Origin of the sequence: Paenibacillus sp. FSL H7-0940, assembly GCF_037979415.1 — a bacterium.
Lineage (GTDB): Bacteria > Bacillota > Bacilli > Paenibacillales > Paenibacillaceae > Paenibacillus > Paenibacillus amylolyticus.
The window spans coordinates 3,981,705-4,002,074 of the sequence record NZ_CP150280.1; the positions used below are offsets into that span (position 1 = coordinate 3,981,705).

Below are 20,370 nucleotides of genomic sequence, written 5' to 3' on the forward strand. Positions count from 1 at the left end.
CCGAACCTGTTCCAAGATGCTTCGCTCCTGAGATCTTCAAGTCTTGGGAACGAGGCTTTTTTATCGTCTTGGCGATGGTGCGGTATGATTCCTTGCGAGCGTGTGAAATATGATACAATGGTGTCGCACCACCCCATATCTCATATGAAACGGAGCTTGATCCGGTTGGAATACATACGTCATGATTCATCACCCGTATCACAAGCCGAGCCGGGTATGATTGGCAGCAACCCTACTGAACAATCCCGCGTGATTGCAATCTGTCTGCTCGCAGGCAAAATCATGCTACAAAGCGGTGGTGAAACCTACCGTGTGGAAGATACGATGAAACGTATGGCAGCTGCGCTGGGCTTACCCCATTCGCACAGTTACGTTGTTCCGACAGGCATCTTCTTCTCTGTTGATGCAACCGAACCTGCCAAGCTCATTCGTATCTCCGAGCGTACGACGGATCTGGACAAGGTGTCCGAGGTGAATGCGGTCTCCCGTCGTATCGGACAAGGTGAGCTATCCGCTCAGGAAGCCCATGATCTGTTGATACAGATCGAAGGAAAGCCCTCCTCCTATTCAACGGCTGTGCAGCTTACAGCCGCAGCGTTATCCAGTGGTTGTTTTACCATTATGTTTGGCGGGGGCTGGAGCGACTTTCTTCCGGCGTTAATCTGCGGGGGCATAGGTTATGCAGCCGTTATTGCCTTTCACAGGTTGGTGCGGGTCAAATTCTTTGCCGAGCTTACGGCATCCTTTGTCATTGGCTTACTCGCTTTTCTCCTGATCTATATGGGAGTAGGTCATGAACGGGACAAAATCATCATTGGTTCGGTTATGCCGCTGGTTCCGGGGCTGCTGATTACCAATGCTGTACGCGACCTGATGGCCGGACATCTCGTCTCCGGATTATCCAAGGGAGCCGAGGCATTTCTGACTGCTTTTGCTATAGGTACAGGCATTGCAGTTGTATTTTCACTTTTTATGTAAGACGGAGGAATGCAGGATATGCTCCATTTTATTGAACAAGCCTTGACCAGTTTTGTCGCCTCAGCCGCGTTTGGGATCATCTTCAACGCACCACGGCGCATGCTGCTCCACGGTGGATTTGTCGGCATGATCGGCTGGATTATCTATATCGTGCTTGAATATGCAGCGGATGCGGTTCCTGCTACACTTGCAGCGACCATAGCCGTAGGTGTCATCAGCCAGGTATTCTCTCGCATGTTTCGCGCACCCGTTATCATCTTCAGCGTCGCAGGCATCATCCCTCTGGTTCCAGGTGGACTGGCGTATAATGCGATGCGAAGTTTTGTGCAAAATGACTACAGTGCCGCTATGGAGATGGCCGCCAAGGCACTCATGTTATCCGGCGCTATTGCCGTAGGCCTCGTGCTGTCAGAGGTATTAAACCAGATGATACGCCGAATTCCCGCCTCACTACGGACAAAATCATCATCGAAATGATTATCCTTTTCATAATATTCAACACGTGGAAGGCCCGTTAGGCATACAGGATGAAATCTTGTATACCTACGGGCCTTACGTGTCACTATCCTATAGAGCACTATAGTGCATAGTGCAGTGAGACAATTAAAGAAGTCTATTTACTTCACAAACGTATTTTTCACACGTACCGACCGTAGGAAATACGGGATAAAGATACAACATGTCAGAATGGATCGTATCGTCAAATTAAATGCTGATGTTGGATCGAGCACATGTTGCTCTCTCGGAATCTCAATTCGTGCGATCAAGATCCATGTCACGACTCCAATGAATACATTTGCAATGTACAGAATAATCATCATGCGCGGAAATTGCCTTTTTTTCTTATGCAGCAGTACGAGATTCACGATAACGAGCAATAGTAACATGACGCTGCTTATGACTCCGAACCAAAGGAGCGGGCGTATCCCTTCAGTATAAAGTTCCGAATCAACACCACGGACACCCTCCCATCTCACCGGATCCATAATGACATTTACCTGCGACATATCCGCAATAAGAAGCACCAGTGTGACCCACAGGCCAATCTGAATTAATATAAGCCATCCGCCTAATCCGGAGATGCCAGGCCGTTCCGGTCTGATACCACTTTTAGGCTGCAGCGAACTTGTATCCAGTTCCGAGTCCCTATATTTATAGTTCATTTAGCCTCCGTTTACGATAGATAAGACACATATTATACACTAGAAGCTATATTCTGTGTTATCCAAGAGAAGGAAAGAACCATCTGGACTAAGGTCTCTCTCTTGCATTCTATTGGGTAGCACGTCTCATCACTGTTGCGAACAACTCCGCTGCAACACCACTTCCTGACCTCATATAATGTTTTGCATCCGTATGATCAAATCCCATCCAGACCGCCGCAGTCCAGCTGCTCGTATAGCCCACAAACCATAGATCCCGATTGGCCTCTCTTCCCACACCAGGTAATGCAGCCTGTGTTGTTCCCGTTTTCCCTGCTACCTTGTGCTGACCGAGTTGTGCCCGGCTTCCTGTTCCCTGACTGACTACATTTTGCAGCATTCTGGTCATGGCATTCGCCGTACTGGAGGACATTACCTGCTTATTTTCCGACTTATGAGCAAATATTGTCCGTCCTTGTGAATCTGTAATCTCGCGTATCAGATGGGCTGTATTCAATTTGCCATGATTCGCAAACACCGTATAGGCCTGCGCCATCTTCATTGGCGACACTCCCTGATGCACACCTCCCAAGGCAATTGAGAGGTTTAGATCTTCTTTCCCCAGTTCAATACCGAGTCGTGCCGCAAATTGATGTGCATCGTTCAGTCCTGTCTCATGAAGCAGCCATACGGCTGGGGCATTGATAGACTTTTGCAAGGCTTGGGACATGGCTATTGAACCACTGTAACGCCCACCGAGATTGGAAGGTTGATAGCTGCCATATTGCATGCGTTTATCCGGTAGTATGCTCTCTGGCTTGAACTTCCCCGACTCCAACGCAGGGCCATATGCAATAATCGGTTTAAAAGATGAACCTGGCTGCCTTGCATCCATAATCGCCCGGTTGATGCCCCCTTTTAAAGGATTACGTCCACCCATCATCGCTTTCACTTCACCGTTGTGCTGGTCGATAATAACCATACTTGCCTGGACCTGCTCGTCTTGGCGATCATCGGGGAATCGGGTAGCTTCTGCAAATGTTTCTTCCATCGCCAGTTGTGCCTGTTCGTCTAGCCCAGTTTGAATAACCCAACCTGCCGATTGAATCTCTGCTTCACTTTTACCTGTGAGCCGAGAAGCCTCCTGAATCACAGCATCCACGGCAGACACATATGCGGGCTCGCTCAAGCCCGGTGAAGTTGTTGCATTCAATACGGTTTCAGGCGGCGTGAAATCGACGTCACGGGCTTGGAGCATCTGCTTTCGTGTAATTAGTCCCTGTTCATGCATTAGTCCAAGGATAACGGCACGTCTTTGTTTGGAAAGTTCAGGATGATCTACTGGATTGTATATGGATGGACCTTTGGGCATTCCAGCTAATGTAGCAATCTGCCATAGTTTCAATTGGTGCATATCCTTAATTCCGAAATACCGCCAGGCTGCCGCTTTTACACCATACTGCTGGCGTCCCATGTAGATCTGATTCAGATACATTTCCAGAATTTCATCCTTGCTATACTTCTTCTCCAGGGCCATCGCAATCGATATCTCATTCACCTTTCGACTCAACGTTTTATCCCCATTCAAATACAGATTTCTTGCCAGTTGTTGCGTAATGGAGCTTCCTCCCTGACTCAGATTCATATGTAAGATGTCTTGCATAATGGCTCTGCCAAGTCCGATGAAATCTAGTCCATCATGGTTGTAGAAACGTCGATCTTCTGTAGCCAAAAAAGCCATCTTTAATAAATCTGGCATAGCGTTCAGTTCAGCATATTCGGAATACCCTTTGGTCTGCGTATGCAACCTCGAAATTTCGGTCCCCTCTGCATTCGTAATAATGGTTGAAGAGGCCACCTGCATGGCCTCTGGACGATTGCGAAGCATTCCTTCGCCATAAGTAATCAGATAGAGATAGAAAAGGGTCAATAGCAAAACTACAACCACCGCGGCATCAAAAACGTAATACATCCATCGCTTGCTCACGTGTTTCAACATTCAGGCTCCTTGTGTACCCGTTCAATTGAAACTTCGTGTTCCTGTCTATCTCGTTGTGTAATCTCCAGAGCATGATGAAGCAGCAATGTCTGTTCATACGCCAACTTGACCCAATGCTGAACTTCCATCTCGTCCTGACACCGCCCTTGGATAATCTCATCCAGAGAAGATTGAATACCGTAGAGAGTAAGTTTTATCGGTAGGTCAACCTGTATAGAAATAGTTTGAGTATTCTCCTTGTCTTCTTCATTATGTTGCTGAAGGCCGGGTTGCTCATGCTGAATAGACGCTCCCTCTGCCTCTCTGCTCTCATGTTTCGGTTCTGATCTGCCCAGTCCTTCCTCATGCTGGAGAATAGCAATCCTATTCAGATTTGCAGCAATTTGTCGTAGTTCACCACCACTTAGAACATCAATTCTTCCAGGATTGTGGCCCAATGCAAGTTCGGCTGTTCCGCGTGCAAGTTGACTGAGATCTTCCGCAATCTTCTGGGATCGAATCCAGAAAAAGATCGCAAACATGGCTCCTCCAATGAAGATAAAGAGCGGCTTTGTTCCGATATGGTTGATTCCCCAGTTCATCATACGCGTTATCCATGCTGCATCTGGAAGGATGTGATTGTGGGCAAACCGTAGCACGTGATAAACGACAAAAAGGAGCGCTGCGCTCAGTAACGCGCTTGCTCCTCCAATGTATATGTATCTTAGTCTTACTGTACTAAATTGAGACTTCATATTCGGTATCCTCCTCTATACAATAATATGGTAATAGAGGTAGAATACCGAATATTTCTTAATGAGATAGTGGCTAACTTCTTACCAAATTCTTAATTTTTATTCCTCTGAGTAATTACTTGGTGAAGCAGCGGTTACAGGGAAACGGGTAACAAAATCCGTTCTGCCATTTTCACTGTAAGCAACGATACTTCCTCGATGTAATTCAATCATCGATTTGGCAATCGCCAGGCCGAGACCGGTACCTCCCGTATCGCGGGAACGGGATTTATCTACCCGATAGAATCGATCAAATAGATGTGGCAGATCTTGTGCCGGAATCGGATCACCATAATTACTGATGCGGACTACAGCCTCTTTACCTTCAAGGGCCAGCCCAATCTCCATTAGTTTACCTTGCGAACCATACCGAATGGCATTGCTGAACAGATTCTCATATGCTCTTACAAGCTCCCCCGGAGCAGCCTGTATCCATAGTGGGTCTTGCCCGCCGATGATCTTGTAGGTCATGCCAGCATCCTCCAGCATGGGAGCAAACTCTTCAGCCAGCTGCATCAGAAACGAATTCAGGTTCAACGCTTGCAGATTTAACGGAAGGCTCCCGCCACTCACACGCGTATATTCGAACAAGTCATCGATTAACTTACGAAGGGTCAAGGATTTCTCATAGGCAATGCTAACGTAATAGCGCATCTCAATCTCATCCTGGTAGCGATCCTTCTCGATGTACTCCAGAAATCCCAGAATAGAAGTGAGTGGTGTTCTCAGATCATGTGATATCCCCGTAATCAGATCGTTTTTGGCAGCAACTGCATTACGCTCTTCCTGAAGCGATAACTGCAATTGTTCAGCCATCTGATTAATGCTTGCAGCAACCACTCCGAATTCATCCGAGGTTTTCACTTCGATACGATGGGATAACTCTCCTTTGGCAACCTCCTGAATCCCCGCCGTAATTTCATCCAGGACCCGCATCACCTTGCGTGAGAACAGGAAAAAAAACAGCACAAAACCAAGCACGCCTACCACAATCATCAAAGGCACCGAACCAATATTATTCACCAACCACCTGATCCCTTGGGCTGGAATGGAATAATCCGGATACGCCTGAGCTTCCAGGATGGTCTGCCCCACCTTACTACCCCCGTACAAAATAACTGCAGTTAATATACCGCTCAGCAGAAATGCATAGATAAATTTCCATCGGACTGTATTAATCAACTTTGAATTCATAGTAGGAACTCCCTGAATGTGTTCATGTTACACGACATCCTGTGAATGTACATGTTTATTGCGGTTTGATCATCTTATAACCAACACCCCATACGGTCTGAATAAACTTGGGGTGTTTGCTGTCGAGTTCAATCTTCTCACGAATCTTGCGAATATGTACCATGACTGTATTATTCGACTCCATGAATTCTTCTTTCCAGACTTGACGATAGATCTGTTCCATACTAAGTACTGAACCTTGGTGACGAGCCAGTAATTCAAGAACAGCAAATTCACGCGGAGTCAGACGAACCGGCTGCTCATCCACCCAAACTTCATGTGTATCGGTATTTATGACCAGATCATCAATAACCCACTCGTGCTCTTTGTTCTCCCGACCTTCATTGAAGGTATGATACCTGCGCAGCTGGGATTTCGCCCGTGCGACAAGTTCAAGCGGGTTAAACGGCTTGGTCACATAATCATCGGCACCGATGCTTAGCCCTGTGATTTTATCCATATCCATACTTTTGGCGGACAGCATAATAATCGGCATTTTCTGCTCTTCCCGAATTTTCATACAAGCTTCGATTCCGTCCATATTTGGCATCATGACATCCAGAATAATGAGATCAATCGACTCTTTTTTCAATTGTTCCAGTGCTTCAAGCCCATCATTAGCGGTGAGAATCCGATAACCCTCGTTGCCAAAATAAATTTCCATCAGTTTAATAATCTCCTGCTCATCATCCACAAGCAGAATGGTTGCTGGCTGTGCCACGGCATTATTCCTTTCCCTTCCATAATTCCTTACCTGTTCAAAGTATACCACCGAGGGATGAAACTGCGAAAATCATCGTGATCTTCACGGACACGCTCAATCTTGGCCATCATCTCAAGCGTCTCTTCAGGCTTCACCTGCTGAATCCACACCACAGAAGACACCAGCGCCATAGCCGTATACAGTGAATACAGTCTCCAGAATAACTCATCCGGTTCATTGCCATCGAAATAGCCCTGAATTTGACCTATGGAATATGGAATACTGATCTCCGAAGCAAACAAACCCAGCTTCAAAAATTCATGAATGGGATCACCTTGATCATAACGATTAAAATCAATCACTCCTGCGAGTTTATCCTGCTTAACGACAAGATTGCTCGGGTGAAAGTCATCATGTTGAAATCCATCTGGACGATTTTTCATCCAACCGAGATGGTCTGCAATAAACGTTAGAATAACATGATCCTCTTTCATCACAATAGGGCACTGTTTATAGCGCTCCACGTAACGTTGATGCTTGGTGCTCTTGCGTATGTACCATGATTCGATCTGTCCCTCCATCGGCAACTGGTGAATCAGCTGTAGCTGCGCTCCTGCTTCCAAACCAACCGCCCACTGCTGCTGTTCATTCAGCTGAGGCAGTCTCTCGGAAGCATCTTCGCCTTCAATGTAGCTAAGAATCATATATCCGTTCTTCTCATCCAATCTACCTGTGCCCAACGTTGCTGGACACAGTACACCTAATTGTTGCATGCTCTGCAAATATTGATATTCCCTTTGCTTCATCCATTCCTCAGCAATATCATACACCCTCACCAGCACATGGCCTTGACCAGGGATAAACATTTTGAATTTAGTATCTGCTGAATAACCCTTCATAACAGGTTCAATCCGCGTGGCCTGACCAAGTTCAGGAATCTGTTTTAACCTGTCAATTAACGTATTGTCCATCGATGCATTCCATGTATCGTGTTGTTCCACGTCCCGAATCCTCCGTTATTTCACGTATGGCGTGTAGTATCGTCGGTCTATTCCCACTTTAACCCATGATATTTCCTATAACATGCTTATATGTATTCTATCCGTTTCTATTTAAAAAGTACTGATTCGGGTTCTTTGCCCGTCAGGGTCAGCATCGTATACAATTGTCCTCTGTGATGATATACATGCCCCATAATCTCAAGTAACCACTCCAGCCGACTATAGGAAGCTCCCCAGTACGAATCCGTCACATGTAATAACTCTTCCGTGTTAAACTGCCTGTACCGTTGGTATAGATACATCTGGTTATCAATCAGAGCCTGCTTGATCTCACGGAGCGAATGCAGCTGATTCTCTGCATAGAATTGAGCCATCTCTTCTTCCGATGCACCTTCGGAAATATAAACATCCGCTCGGCAGATCACAGACAGATGGGCTAGTAATTCTCCAACAGGTCGTTTACCTTCAATTGGAGTCAAAGCCAAATCTTCTTCCGACAACTGATCACATATATCAATTAACGATGTTACGGCCACGTCAATATGTTTAAACGCAGATTGAATCAACAGATACACTTCCTTTTTATCCCATTATACAGAACATACGATCGGTTATCAACCAAGATATCCCTCCCTAATTTATACCCCAAATCTATATAAATTGAACAAAACATTTACACAAAACGGAGAAGACAGAAAGGACCTGAAGAAGCGGAGCGTTCGCCTTTATCCCCGGATTTCCCCTTTATAAAAGGAATCAAAAAAATCTGGGGATAACAGCGATCGGAAGGTTGTTCTGTCATCGGAGTGTGCAGTGTAAATATTCTTTAGTTCAATTTATATAACAATCTAAGAACAAAAAAAGTCCTTCCTCCTTCATATAGACGGGATTCAGGACATTTTGTTGCCTATTTGTTTTCAAATCTTTGCTCAACTTGAGTATAACGAACAATACGTTTGCTCGAATCGTCCAGCCTCCAAGTCAGACTTGCGAATGAAAAATTGCAGCTCCCCGCAATCCCACCATTGGAAACCAATAGCATCATGTGTATCTATCTTCAACAGCAGCAGCGTATCGGATAGTTCCTGCCGTGTCCGATCCTCATCACCGCCGTAATGCTTGGTCAGCTTCTTCTCACATTCCTGCTCATTATAATCGTACTCTTCTCCCAGTGCGATCTGTAACAAGGCACGATGCTCGGCATCCGGATGCTGCCCGTCAGGATATCCAAACATACCGCCCCAATTCAGCGTACTTGGATGATTCCAACTCGACTCGAATTCAAGGTAACGGTCATACAGACTTACTTCAGATTCGGTCTCATCGGTCTCAAGCCGAAGCGGCGAGAGCTCATTCAGCGCGTTGGCGTCAATGTATGCATATGTAGGAAACTCAAGATTAGGCAGCACGGTCACCGAATGTGCAACAAACGGGGCTCCATCCAGCGCGGTATCACCTTCAGGCTCTCGCCTTATCAGGTTATGAGAACTCGGCTCAAAAATCACACGATGTTCAATGGGACAAGCAGATTCATCCGTGCCAATGAAAAAGTATAACATTCCACGTTCAGGCAAAGTCCCGCGCCCATCATTCGGCGTATACGGCGACAAATCCACCAGGTTCAGTTGGGCCAGGAAAGTCATTGGAACTCCTTCTTGTGTTACGGGCCATTCCATGCGACTTGGCAAATCCGGATGTCCACCCACACGTGAGTTTCCTGTTCTGCGATATTCGTCCAGTGTGGATACATCGAGGCGAATTCCCCAGCGGCTTGAGGACAACAGCAGATCGGCAGCAACTCCCAAACCATATTCCTCAAGTGTTTTACGGGCTTTTCTGGTCAGACGTTCACATTGTTCTGGCTTAATCATATAGATCCTCCCCTTTTGACAATACACCTATGCTGAGACATATTCAGGTTCACACCTGTATATTCTTCCGCCCGGACGTCTTTCCCTGCTTCTAGCAAAAAAAGAGACTGACATCCCCTGTCAGTCTACTTCCTTATCCTATATTCCATTTAACGATTTGGATCAGAAGACTTTTCTTGGTAAGCACGCATATGCTCCTCACCGTCCAGGAATTCATGGGCCTGATGGGCTGCCATCACCCCATGATAGCTGATATCCAGACCTAGATCTTCCTCTTCTTCTGTCGAACGTACAGGCACAATTTTGCCAATCAGCTTCAGCCCGATCCAGGTCATGGCGAATCCCCAGATGACCAGGGCTGTAAGGCCAAGGGCCTGAACACCCAGCAACCTCCAACCACCGCCCATGAATAACCCACCATCCGTGGCAAACAGACCTACAGCAATCGTTCCCCACATTCCGGATGCAGCATGCACCGGGAAAGCACCAACTGGATCATCAATTTGCCGACGGTCCAGCCAGTTGGTTGCAGCCATCATCAATAAGCCAGATACTGCCCCAATGAATATCGCTGCTACATCGCCAACAAAAGCACAGCCTGCCGTAATACCGACCAGTCCCGCAAGCGAACCGTTAATGACCGATGGTGCATCTGAACGATTGAAGCGGAATAACGTATACAGTAGCGTAACTGCACCACCCGAAGCCGCAGATAACATCGTGACAATCGCAATGTGACCAATTCTTACATCCGTCGCGCTGAGTGTACTCCCAGCATTGAAGCCAAACCAGCCGAACCATAACAGAAATGCACCTACAGATGCCAGTGGCAGATTGCTCGGGAGTGCAATGGCACTTACGCCAAGTGGCGTGTATTTGCCTTTACGCGGACCAATGATAATCGCAGCCGCCAGTGCCGAGAATCCGCCGAGCGCATGGATGACAGCAGAACCGGCAAAGTCCTGCATCCCCAGCTGACTAAGCCAGCCGCCTCCCCATGCCCAGTGTCCACCAATTGGATAGATGATCGCCGTCATCAATATGATATACAGAAGATAAGCACGGAAGTTGATCCGCTCGGCTACCGCTCCTGAAACGATGGAAATAACAGCAATGGTAAAGGCAGCCTGGAACAACCAAAATGTCTCCAGGGATACCGGTACGTCCAGATGAGACAAATCCCCGTTCAGGAAAAATCCCGTTACTCCCACAAAACCGCCAACGTCCGAACCATACATCAGTCCAAAACCGATGGCATAGAACAGCAACGTCCCAATCGTAATGTCAGCAAAAACCTTCATAATAATGTTCACACTATTTTTATAACGCACAAAGCCAGCCTCAAGCAGGGCGAATCCACCCTCCATCAATAAAATCATTGCTGCACTCAGTACGACCCAGACCGTATCAATCCCGGTGCTTAACGTCTCCAAAGTCATGCTTGTACATCCTCCGTTTCACTAAGCTGTCTGAGCTCACGGATTGTATCGGGCGCAAGCTCAATCTCGTCCCGCTCAATGCTGTCCGGATGCTTAATTCGTTCTGCGATCTGGTCCAGATCACGTATGCGTCTGCGAATCTGTTCCATCTTGCGAAAACGTTCCTTTACCTGAACCATATATTCCACCGCCTGATGATGGGATGCGGGGCGTCCCGCAAACCACTTGCGTACGGGCGACAACGATTGATAAGCGACCTCTTCCGCTCGACGCTTCTGTTCGAACTGTTCAATCTTCTTCTTGAGCGTTTCGATCTCGTTTTCTTTTTTGACCTTCAGCCGTTCGATAAGGTACAATAAATCGGACGATGATATTTGCAATGCTGTATGGTGATACACCTCGTCGATTACTAACATATCATGTCAGGACTCCTTACATATCAAGTTACTTGTACCGATTATAGTTTGCTGGGGTCTGCCCGTCAATCTTTTTTTGGACTTGGTATGGATGGAAATGAACCCGTTCACAGAGAACGGCTTTTTTTATTTGGCACAGATTACATCTAACAAGGCTAATTTTGCCTAGGATTCGCTTTCACTCTTTCCATTCTCTATGCTTATAGAATAAGCATCCACATTTTGGGTAATGAACATACACAGACTACCCGCATCACAGAACCCGTATATAAGGAGAGGATTACACGATGTTTACTCGTAATGACGACATACGCAACCAAATCTGGGAAACAGTCTCCGGACTCGAAGAAGAACAATTGAACCAAAAACCTTCACCCGAACAATGGAGTATTATGCAAGTACTACGTCATCTGAATCTGATGGAAAATGTAATTGGAAAACAAGCCCGCCTGGCACTCGAGAAGGAACAGACCGTGTCTGTGGACAAAAAACCATATGAATTATCGTTGGACCGCAGCCGCTCCGTCGAGGCACCACCCCATCTTCAGCCTCCAGCAGCGCCTGAAGCACTCGCAGACGTACGCAGTGATCTGGACGAATCTCACCAAGCGTTAAACAACTTTGCATTGGATCATGATCCTGACCTGCTGCGCAGCAAGTCCTTTCCTCATCCAGTATTCGGAGAGATGGATCTTACCCAATGGATTGACTTTTCAAGTTATCATGAGGAACGTCATCTGGGACAGATTCAAGATATTAAACATCAGCTTGGCGTATAAGCACAACTCCCACTTTCACATAGCGAAGAATATACTTGTACCACAAAAAACCTCCAATCCTATAAGCTAGGTTGGAGGTTTTCAATGTTCTTATCTCGAGAACAAGAACGACACTTATATTTTTTTGCCCAAAATCGCCAGATCTCTATTCACACCATCCAACACGGCCACTTCGGGATAATATCCCCACTGTTCAAAACCATGCTTGCGCAATAACCCCAGACTTGGTTCGTTATGCCCGAAGACAAATCCAAGAATGGTCTTAATTCCAAGTGCAGGACACGCCGCAAATACCGTTTCGAGCAAACGTCCACCAGCCCCAATTCCGCGACATTGCTGATCCACGTATACACTGACTTCCACCGTTCCATTATACGCAGGGCGTCCATAGAACGAGCTGAGACTCGCCCAAGCGACCACCTGTCCTGCCTGCTTCATCACCCAAAGAGGACGATGATCCGGTGAATGTTCCTCGAACCACGGAACACGTTGCTCCACCGTCACCGGCTCCAAATCCGCTGTTGCCATACGGCCCTCAATGGTAGAATTATAAATTTCCACAATCCTCGGCAAGTCCTCAAGGCGCGCATATTCAATCTGCACATCTTCCAGTTTCATCGCTATTCCTCCATCATCTCAGATCGATCTATTCTCATAGAGGATATTATAATGGAAAATAGAAGCCTTCGTCATCCCTAACATTGTGACAGAGAATTACTCATCAATACCGCGGGCGATACGCCGCCATCATTACTCTGGCAGTCCCTGTATTGTGTTACCACGAGTGAACTGCTGACTCTGGTCTGCCCAACGAATGTTAATTGAGCGAGATGTGAACAGATCCGGGCCATCCGATACCTGGAAATGCAGATGAGCTTCACTGGAATTTCCCGAATTACCAAGCTCACCGATAGGGTCTCCCTGCTTGAGCTTATCTCCTTTTTTGACCGAAACACTGCCTTCCTTGATGTGTCCTGTGATGCTGTATTCACTGTTGCAATGGTCGATCACCACGTAGTTACCAGCCGGTTCTTCCGGATTCATGACACCCGGTACATTGTCCGGTATATCATTTTTGATATCGACGACAGTACCATCGGCAGCTGCATAGAGCGGTTCACCAAAAGCATAGTAGTTTTGATTTTCCTTTGCATCACCTTGATAACTGGATTGCTCTTTGGTCCGTACGATATCCAGCGCATACCGCTGCGTTTCGTGCTCATAATGATAGTTCGACAACACATCATTACCTCCCCAGAATACATACCATTCTCCCTTCATCGGCAATTTAAATTCGGTTTTGGTGAATTTAGCATCCGTGTCCTCATGAGCTTGCAGCGGTTGGATCGAGAGACCTTCAATTTGATTTTCTTCGGAAAAATAGGCTCGAATTCCTTTCGTCCCAGTCTGATCCTTCCAGGCCACCTCAGATATTTGATTCATTTCGGCGTCTACCACTTGCTCCCACGATTCAACACCCTCCAGAAAAGGATCAGCCGTCGTTTTGAACTGTTCAAGCGTTAACGTCCCCTTCAACTCGGGAGAGAATTGAGTATAGATTGCATCCTTTGAACCGTTCATCAGCGTATCTATGAAATTGTCCGGTGTAACCACCGCGCTCACCTCTGAACTTGAGTTCTGCTCCTGAATGGAGTTCTCGCTCGCTTCATTATTGGACGCCTGTTCTGCTGACTGCTGCTCTGCCTGGTCGGAAGTAATGGAGTTACTGTTGCCGCAAGCAGACAGTATCACGCAAGCTCCAAGGGTTATCGCAAGTACCTTCCAACCCCTTTTATTCTGTAATTTCGAATGTGTATGTTGCTCTGATTTCACATGACCTTCTCTGTTCATTTTCAACATCCCTTCTGCTAATCGTTATACTTTCCAGTTAAGTGTACAGAATGAGTCTTATCCTTCGTCTAACCCCAACTTACCAGTAGCTAAACTCGTCTTGCCTTCTAACGCTGCATAATTAAGATTCCGTTAAGATAGCTCGTACGCTATACAGCCTTCTTGGATGGTATGATTAGCAATACACACAACGGAAGGATCAGGAGGTCATTTTTAAACTATGGATAACGTATCATTACTGCTTGTGGATGATGAACAGGCTATTCTGCATATGCTCAAAACCGTTCTGCTCAAAGAGCAGTTTCTCGATATTGATACCGTTACAACAGGCGAAGCTGCCATCGAGGCATGTAACAACAAGACGTATCATTGCATCGTGCTCGACATCATGCTTCCTGGCAAAAGTGGACTGGAAATCTGTCCTTTTCTACGGCAGGTCACCGATGCGCCCATCCTGTTTCTAACGGCCAAAACAACCGATTATGACAAATTAACCGGATTCGCCGTTGGTGGCGACGATTATGTCGCCAAACCCTTTAATCCGCTGGAAGTCGTTGCTCGAATTAAATCATTACTGAAGCGTTATTTACCATCTAAAACCGCAGTGATCTCGGATCATGTCCCATCTAACGTAAATACGTCATCTCCCAGCACATCCGAAGGCGTGTACGACTTTGGACGGTTTCAAGTGCTGGAGTGGGCTGGTGAACTTCGTGTTGAAGGTGAGTCCGTATCTTGTCCGGCACTTGTGTTCCAACTGTTACTCTTTTTCTGCAAACATCCCAATCGAATTTTCACCAAATCAGATCTATATGAGCGGGTCTGGGGCTCGGAAGCCATTAGCGATGACAATACCGTGATGGTTCATATTCACCGCATTCGGGAGCGCATTGAAGCCGATCCTTCCAATCCGGTGTTTCTTGTTAACGTCCGGGGTCTGGGGTACAAACTGATTCAGCCGGAACATGTGTCACGCCCATGAGTATTCGTCGCAGGTTAATGACCCGGTTTATCGGGATGCTTGCCGGTGCAGTCGTTCTTATCATCCTGCTTGGTTCTGTAGCGACTTACTGGGTCGTGCAAAAGGTAAATGAAGTGAATCTGGTAGATGATTTTGCTGCCAACGGTCTGGACCAATTAATTAATACAGCAGAGATCATGCCGGATGATACGATCCGATATGACCCCGAATTGCTAAAGCAAGTGGATAAATATCAAGGCTGGCTCCAAGTTTTGGATGAACAAGGTTACGCCATTGATGAATACCACACACCCGCCGATGTTCCTACTCACTATAAACTGGGGGAATTGATTGCATACTGGGAAGGCCAGAAGCCTTTTCCTTATCAGATCGTCATGCTGATCCGGGAGAAAAACGGGAAGAACTTCACCTTGTTATATGGCGAGAGTAACCCGGCCAAGTCCTTAATGAATAACATTCGTTCAGACCTTGCTTTCACCAACGGGAAGCTTAATCTTCAGCCCGACCAACAGGAGGCCCTCCGTGCCGCCAATGCTTATCTTCAAGTATTGGACGCATCAGGAAGCGAACTCTCCTCCTATAACAAACCGGCCATGGGCGTACCAAGCGAATACACCATTCAGGAACTGGTTCTGCAAATTCGCTATCCGAGTCGATCAGGTATGTCTGTTGCAACGTGGTACGACGAACAGAATGAAACTACCTGGCTGATTAGCATACCTAGTGATCCATTGGCGACCGGAAACCAAAACCCCTACAGTTTTATTCTGGAACCGGCATTGGTTGTATTGATCGTGTCCATCATCATTCTGCTCATTTTGCTTGCCTTCTGGTATGCCAACCGCTTCGGTTCACCCATGCTGCATATGCTCCAATGGTTACAGCGTCTGGAACGAGGACATTACGAGGAACCTACCGGAGCCTTTGGAGTGCCTCGCAGTCAGCGTCGTAACGGAAAGTGGAAGCGAAAATACAACGTCTATGCTGAAGTGCTTCGCTCCATGCAGGCCCTGTCTCACACATTGAAGCAAGATGAAGAACTTCGGAAACAGACCGATTCTCTGCGGGAGGAGTGGATTGCTGGCATAACACATGACTTGAAGACACCCCTCTCCTCCATTCAGGGATATGCTCATATGCTTGAGGCGGATAAGTATAGTTGGACGGCGGAGGAAGTCAGGGAATTCGCAGGCATAATGCTCGATAAGTCCATGTATATGGACAGGCTTGTCAACGACCTTGCCATGACCTATCGATTACGCAGTGGTGGATATCAACCTGTAGTGGAAGAGACTGACGTAAATACGTTACTCCGTGATCTGATCCAACGCGCTGAACGGAATCCGGCATATGGGGAAGGTCGCATCGTATTCCAACCTTCTGAAGTGCCTGTGTATGGACTTGTCCATATTCCGTCGTTTGAACGAATTGTGGATAATCTGACTGCCAATGCCCTTCTTCATAATCCGCCCGAGTCCATCCTGGTTGTCAGTGTGCATTCTGGTGAACACGCTGATGAGTTCAGCATTCAGTTTGCCGATAATGGAAGAGGCATGGACTCCGAGATGGTATGGAAGTTATTTGAACGATACTATCGCGGTACAGATACAGGTACATCGGACGTTGGATCAGGGCTGGGCATGGCGGTAACCAAAGGTTTGATCGAAGCCATGAATGGTCGTATTGAGGTACAGTCCACCCCTGGTGAAGGAACGATCATTCGCTTAATATGGGATGGGCCGTCCGAAACCAATTAAAATGTTCCACTTGACCTTTCCATTTTCAGTCTATATAATCGACACTCAATAACACCTGTTCCAATATATTAATATTGAATGCAACACATTTCAGAATAATTTGAATGAGTTGACCTAACATATTTGGCGATGACCAGAGACATGATTTCGATTGCGTGCTGCCCAGAGAGAGAGGGGATTGGTGAAACCTTCTTCAGCGAACGGACCGGAATTACCCCTCTGCAGCCGTGACCTCGAACCTCAGCATTTCGAACTTCCCTCGGATGTTTGGCATGCTGCCAGTAGAGTTCACCGCCTGATCCCCGATAACGGATTCCAATGAGGGTTATGATGTTTTCTGTTCCGGCGGCTGGCCGAGAGCAGGGTGCACCATAACCAAAATTAGGGTGGAACCACGAGCCAAGCGCACTCGTCCCTTTTCCGGGACGGGTGTTTTTTGCGCTTTCATTTTAAGAAATGGAGAGTGGTTCACATGAGCAACCAAGAAAACAGTAACTCAGCAAGCAACAAATCAGGTAACGAAATAAACAACCAAGCAAATGATCTTCAACCATCCAGTCATTCCATTGAGGTCCATCTGCAAGGTGGCGCGATACGTTCTTACGAAGCAGGCATCACTGTAGGTGCAGTTGCCTCATCCATCAGCACAAGTCTGGGAAAACAGGCCATTGGCGGTATTGTAGATGGTCAAAATGTCGATCTCGATTGGATGCTCCAGCAAGATTGCGAACTTGTTATCGTTACTTTAGAAAGTGCGGAAGGTCTGTATCGTTATCGTCACAGCGCAGCACATGTGCTCGCACAGGCACTCAAACGCATCTACGGTGCAGAACAAGTGAAACTGGGTATCGGCCCAGTCATTGAAGATGGATTCTATTACGATGTTGATCTGGAGCATGCCTTGTCCATCAGTGATTTGGCTGCCATCGAACGGGAAATGAACAAAATCATTCAGGAGAATGAAAAGATCAGTCGCCGGGTCGTTAACCGCAAGGAAGCCCTCCGTATCTTCGGAGAGATCCAGGACCCCTACAAGCTTGAACTCATTCAGGATTTGCCAGAGGACGCCGAACTTTCAATCTATGATCAAGGAGAGTTCTTCGATCTGTGTCGCGGTCCCCATCTTCCATCCACTGGTCGGATCAAAGCGTTCAAGCTGTTGAATGTAGCTGGTGCGTACTGGCGGGGGAAATCGGATAATAAGATGCTGCAACGCATCTACGGCACTGCTTTCCCGAACAAAGCCCAGCTAGATGAACATCTACACATGCTCGAAGAAGCGAAGAAACGGGATCACCGTAAACTTGGCAAAGAGCTTGAACTGTTCATGTTCTCCGAAGAAGCGCCCGGCATGCCCTTTTATCTGCCCAAAGGTATGACTGTTCGCACTGAACTGGAGCAATTCTCGCGTGAGCTGCAATTACAGGAAGGTTATCAGGAAGTTCGGACTCCTCTCATGATGAACAATCGTCTGTGGGAGCAATCCGGTCACTGGGAGCATTACAAGGACAATATGTATTTCTCAGAAGTGGACGATGCCACTTTTGCACTGAAACCGATGAACTGTCCTGGGCATATGCTGATCTTCAAAAATACACTTCATTCCTATCGCGAATTACCCATTCGCATGATGGAATTTGGTCAGGTTCACCGTCATGAATTCTCAGGTGCCCTGAACGGCATGATGCGTGTGCGGACATTCTGCCAGGATGATGCCCATCTCTACGTCATGCCAGAGCAGATCGAGGACGAGATCAATCAGGCGATCTCACTGATCGGACGTATGTACGATATCTTTGGATTCGAATATAAGATTGAATTGTCCACTCGTCCAGAAGATTCCATGGGATCTGAGGAACTGTGGGATCAAGCGGAACGCGCATTGCAAAATGTACTAGATCGTCGGGGCGTGGAGTATCGCATTAACGAAGGGGACGGTGCCTTTTATGGACCGAAAATTGACTTTCATATCCTCGATGCGCTGAAGCGCAGCTGGCAGTGCGGAACAATCCAGCTTGATTTTCAAATGCCGGAGAAATTCGACCTCACTTACATTGGCGAGGATAGCCTGAAACACCGTCCGGTCGTGATCCATCGTGCCATCTATGGTTCGATCGATCGTTTCATCGGCATCCTGACTGAGCACTATGCAGGAGCGTTCCCACTCTGGCTCGCACCTGTACAAGTGAAGCTCCTACCTGTGTCAGATCATTATGCAGACTATGCACTCCAAGTACAGAGCCAACTCCGTGCTGCGGGCATTCGGGTAGAAACAGATCTGCGCAGCGAGAAGCTCGGGTACAAAATCCGTGAATCCCAGATGGAAAAAGTGCCTTATTCGCTCGTGCTTGGTGAGAATGAGAAAAATGCCTCATCCGCCTCTGTCCGTGCATACGGTCAGGGAGATCAAGGCATCCAACGTATTGAAGCTGTTATTGAAATGATCCAACAAGCTGTGAAGGCAAAAGTATAAAAGATGTAACGACTCTATTCATGAGTCACTCATCAGCTTGTGCTGAATTACAACTTCTCGTCAGGCTTTAGCCCCACCTGTTCTTCGCTCCACGTCCAGAAACGCTCAGCTGAAGCTTCGTCAACGGCATGTGCCTTCAGCTGCTGCTCTTTCTGTTGATAGAAGTAACGCCCGGTGATGCCGACAACTTCAGGGCTTGTGGCCAGATAAACAGCCGTTCGCGCCCCTTCTTCAGGGGACAGAAAGAATGGAAGTTTACCTGCAAACGCCATAATGCGTGTGCCAAATCCGGTATTACGATCTACGCCAATACTCGTTCCCACCGCACCAGGGTGTAGACAGTTCACTGTGACAGACGTACCTGACAGTTTGCGAGCCAGTGCACGAGTGAACAGCACGTTAGCCAATTTGGATTGAGCATAACTTTTGATCGGATTATAACCTTTGTGCAGATGTGGATCTTCGAAGTGGATTTTGCCGGCCTTATAAGCACCTGACGAAACGTTCACAACCCGTCCCTGCTTCGCAGCTTTCAGAGGTTCTATCAAAAGTAAGGTCAGCAGGAAATGCCCCAGATGGTTAATACCGATACTTTGTTCGAACCCGTCTGAGGTTTCCTTCCGCTTAACCATCACTACCCCCGCATTATTAACTAGAACGTCAAGGTGATCATGACGCTCGCGGAATGTGCCGGCAAACTGGCGTATACTTTCGAGTGAACCCAGGTCACACAGCATCAATTCAATCGCAGAAGAACCGGACTGACGCACAGCTTCCTGAAGAGCCTCCTGTCCGCGCTTCTCACTGCGGCATGCCATGATTACGTGATATCCTTGTCTTGCAAGTTCAATGGTGGTTGCCAACCCCATACCTGAGTTAGCTCCTGTTACAACTGCTGTCTGATTGGACACGAGGTACTTCCCTTCTGAACCTGAGGTTCCGAAATTAGAGGCGCGACGACGGACAATATGAG

At 47.1% G+C, this 20,370-nt stretch carries 19 protein-coding genes; 6 read left to right on the top strand and 13 right to left on the bottom strand.

All coding sequences use genetic code 11. The features are described from left to right. Positions 1 to 216 precede the first annotated feature (216 nt). Together MHB71_RS17690 and MHB71_RS17695 are read left to right on the top strand one after the other, a co-directional pair. Complete coding sequence (locus tag MHB71_RS17690; protein ID WP_036669533.1) at positions 217 to 978, top strand: threonine/serine exporter family protein; 762 nt, start codon at positions 217 to 219, stop codon at positions 976 to 978. 18 nt (positions 979 to 996) lie between these two features. Next, positions 997 to 1,455, top strand: a complete 459-nt coding sequence (locus MHB71_RS17695; protein ID WP_047842069.1) for a threonine/serine exporter family protein — start codon at positions 997 to 999, stop codon at positions 1,453 to 1,455. A gap of 140 nt (positions 1,456 to 1,595) precedes the next feature. Here MHB71_RS17695 and MHB71_RS17700 read toward each other — a convergent pair whose 3' ends face one another. The 10 genes from MHB71_RS17700 to MHB71_RS17745 all read right to left on the bottom strand — a co-directional run bounded on the left by MHB71_RS17700 (position 1,596) and on the right by MHB71_RS17745 (position 11,555). After that, entirely contained in the window at positions 1,596 to 2,141 is a 546-nt protein-coding gene (locus MHB71_RS17700) for a DUF2569 domain-containing protein (RefSeq protein ID WP_340027134.1), read from the bottom strand. Between the two features lie 109 nt (positions 2,142 to 2,250). After that, positions 2,251 to 4,119 carry a PBP1A family penicillin-binding protein gene (locus tag MHB71_RS17705; RefSeq protein WP_340027136.1) on the bottom strand — a complete coding sequence of 623 codons (1,869 nt, stop codon included), beginning with the start codon at positions 4,117 to 4,119 and terminating at the stop codon, positions 2,251 to 2,253. Next, positions 4,113 to 4,853 carry a hypothetical protein gene (locus MHB71_RS17710; RefSeq protein WP_340027137.1) on the bottom strand — a complete coding sequence of 247 codons (741 nt, stop codon included), beginning with the start codon at positions 4,851 to 4,853 and terminating at the stop codon, positions 4,113 to 4,115. The genes MHB71_RS17705 and MHB71_RS17710 overlap by 7 nt, the downstream gene beginning before the upstream one ends. Positions 4,854 to 4,952: 99 nt before the next feature. Then, positions 4,953 to 6,086 (bottom strand): HAMP domain-containing sensor histidine kinase, encoded by a 1,134-nt coding sequence (locus tag MHB71_RS17715; RefSeq protein WP_340027138.1) that lies wholly within the window; start codon positions 6,084 to 6,086, stop codon positions 4,953 to 4,955. 55 nt (positions 6,087 to 6,141) lie between these two features. Beyond that, entirely contained in the window at positions 6,142 to 6,846 is a 705-nt protein-coding gene (locus MHB71_RS17720; protein WP_026081203.1) for a response regulator transcription factor, read from the bottom strand. A 29-nt stretch (positions 6,847 to 6,875) separates the two neighbouring features. After that, positions 6,876 to 7,829: an aminoglycoside phosphotransferase family protein gene (locus MHB71_RS17725; protein ID WP_315372359.1), complete on the bottom strand. Its 954-nt coding sequence runs from the start codon at positions 7,827 to 7,829 to the stop codon at positions 6,876 to 6,878. Between the two features lie 107 nt (positions 7,830 to 7,936). Beyond that, positions 7,937 to 8,395: a DinB family protein gene (locus MHB71_RS17730; RefSeq protein WP_083684499.1), complete on the bottom strand. Its 459-nt coding sequence runs from the start codon at positions 8,393 to 8,395 to the stop codon at positions 7,937 to 7,939. Between the two features lie 363 nt (positions 8,396 to 8,758). After that, positions 8,759 to 9,700, bottom strand: coding sequence for a YwqG family protein (locus MHB71_RS17735; protein ID WP_340027139.1), 942 nt, complete (start codon positions 9,698 to 9,700; stop codon positions 8,759 to 8,761). A 149-nt stretch (positions 9,701 to 9,849) separates the two neighbouring features. Beyond that, complete coding sequence (locus MHB71_RS17740) at positions 9,850 to 11,139, bottom strand: ammonium transporter (RefSeq protein WP_211084088.1); 1,290 nt, start codon at positions 11,137 to 11,139, stop codon at positions 9,850 to 9,852. Next, positions 11,136 to 11,555 (bottom strand): hypothetical protein, encoded by a 420-nt coding sequence (locus MHB71_RS17745; protein WP_036669157.1) that lies wholly within the window; start codon positions 11,553 to 11,555, stop codon positions 11,136 to 11,138. The genes MHB71_RS17740 and MHB71_RS17745 overlap by 4 nt, the downstream gene beginning before the upstream one ends. Before the next feature lie 287 nt (positions 11,556 to 11,842). Between MHB71_RS17745 and MHB71_RS17750 the strand changes: the two genes are divergently transcribed. Beyond that, positions 11,843 to 12,334 (top strand): DinB family protein, encoded by a 492-nt coding sequence (locus MHB71_RS17750; RefSeq protein ID WP_340027140.1) that lies wholly within the window; start codon positions 11,843 to 11,845, stop codon positions 12,332 to 12,334. A gap of 114 nt (positions 12,335 to 12,448) precedes the next feature. On the opposite strand, the gene MHB71_RS17755 is transcribed toward MHB71_RS17750, so the two are convergent. Beyond that, the gene (locus MHB71_RS17755) at positions 12,449 to 12,952 is read right to left on the bottom strand and encodes a GNAT family N-acetyltransferase (protein ID WP_211084090.1); all 504 of its coding nucleotides are present in this window, start codon (positions 12,950 to 12,952) and stop codon (positions 12,449 to 12,451) included. Between the two features lie 132 nt (positions 12,953 to 13,084). Further along, a complete protein-coding gene (locus tag MHB71_RS17760) occupies positions 13,085 to 14,185 on the bottom strand; it encodes a M23 family metallopeptidase (protein WP_340027141.1) in 1,101 nt (366 codons plus the stop codon). 220 nt (positions 14,186 to 14,405) lie between these two features. Between MHB71_RS17760 and MHB71_RS17765 the strand changes: the two genes are divergently transcribed. The 3 genes from MHB71_RS17765 (at position 14,406) to thrS (ending at position 19,397) form a co-directional block, all read left to right on the top strand. Then, complete coding sequence (locus tag MHB71_RS17765; RefSeq protein WP_340027142.1) at positions 14,406 to 15,167, top strand: response regulator transcription factor; 762 nt, start codon at positions 14,406 to 14,408, stop codon at positions 15,165 to 15,167. Continuing rightward, complete coding sequence (locus MHB71_RS17770) at positions 15,164 to 16,924, top strand: HAMP domain-containing sensor histidine kinase (RefSeq protein WP_340027143.1); 1,761 nt, start codon at positions 15,164 to 15,166, stop codon at positions 16,922 to 16,924. Before MHB71_RS17765 ends, MHB71_RS17770 begins: the two co-directional genes overlap by 4 nt. 472 nt (positions 16,925 to 17,396) lie before the next feature. Continuing rightward, positions 17,397 to 19,397: a threonine--tRNA ligase gene (gene thrS, locus MHB71_RS17775; RefSeq protein WP_340027144.1), complete on the top strand. Its 2,001-nt coding sequence runs from the start codon at positions 17,397 to 17,399 to the stop codon at positions 19,395 to 19,397. A 47-nt stretch (positions 19,398 to 19,444) separates the two neighbouring features. On the opposite strand, the gene MHB71_RS17780 is transcribed toward thrS, so the two are convergent. After that, positions 19,445 to 20,308: an SDR family oxidoreductase gene (locus MHB71_RS17780; RefSeq protein WP_340027145.1), complete on the bottom strand. Its 864-nt coding sequence runs from the start codon at positions 20,306 to 20,308 to the stop codon at positions 19,445 to 19,447. Positions 20,309 to 20,370 lie beyond the last annotated feature (62 nt).

Bases quoted from the DNA above. Each gene is read 5' to 3' on its own strand.
- MHB71_RS17690 (WP_036669533.1), top strand. From the start codon at position 217: ATGATTGGCAGCAACCCTACTGAACAATCCCGCGTGATTGCAATCTGT.
- MHB71_RS17695 (WP_047842069.1), top strand. From the start codon at position 997: ATGCTCCATTTTATTGAACAAGCCTTGACCAGTTTTGTCGCCTCAGCC.
- MHB71_RS17700 (WP_340027134.1), bottom strand. From the start codon at position 2,141: ATGAACTATAAATATAGGGACTCGGAACTGGATACAAGTTCGCTGCAG.
- MHB71_RS17705 (WP_340027136.1), bottom strand. From the start codon at position 4,119: ATGTTGAAACACGTGAGCAAGCGATGGATGTATTACGTTTTTGATGCC.
- MHB71_RS17710 (WP_340027137.1), bottom strand. From the start codon at position 4,853: ATGAAGTCTCAATTTAGTACAGTAAGACTAAGATACATATACATTGGA.
- MHB71_RS17715 (WP_340027138.1), bottom strand. From the start codon at position 6,086: ATGAATTCAAAGTTGATTAATACAGTCCGATGGAAATTTATCTATGCA.
- MHB71_RS17735 (WP_340027139.1), bottom strand. From the start codon at position 9,700: ATGATTAAGCCAGAACAATGTGAACGTCTGACCAGAAAAGCCCGTAAA.
- MHB71_RS17740 (WP_211084088.1), bottom strand. From the start codon at position 11,139: ATGACTTTGGAGACGTTAAGCACCGGGATTGATACGGTCTGGGTCGTA.
- MHB71_RS17745 (WP_036669157.1), bottom strand. From the start codon at position 11,555: ATGTTAGTAATCGACGAGGTGTATCACCATACAGCATTGCAAATATCA.
- MHB71_RS17750 (WP_340027140.1), top strand. From the start codon at position 11,843: ATGTTTACTCGTAATGACGACATACGCAACCAAATCTGGGAAACAGTC.
- MHB71_RS17755 (WP_211084090.1), bottom strand. From the start codon at position 12,952: ATGAAACTGGAAGATGTGCAGATTGAATATGCGCGCCTTGAGGACTTG.
- MHB71_RS17760 (WP_340027141.1), bottom strand. From the start codon at position 14,185: ATGAACAGAGAAGGTCATGTGAAATCAGAGCAACATACACATTCGAAA.
- MHB71_RS17765 (WP_340027142.1), top strand. From the start codon at position 14,406: ATGGATAACGTATCATTACTGCTTGTGGATGATGAACAGGCTATTCTG.
- MHB71_RS17770 (WP_340027143.1), top strand. From the start codon at position 15,164: ATGAGTATTCGTCGCAGGTTAATGACCCGGTTTATCGGGATGCTTGCC.
- thrS (WP_340027144.1), top strand. From the start codon at position 17,397: ATGAGCAACCAAGAAAACAGTAACTCAGCAAGCAACAAATCAGGTAAC.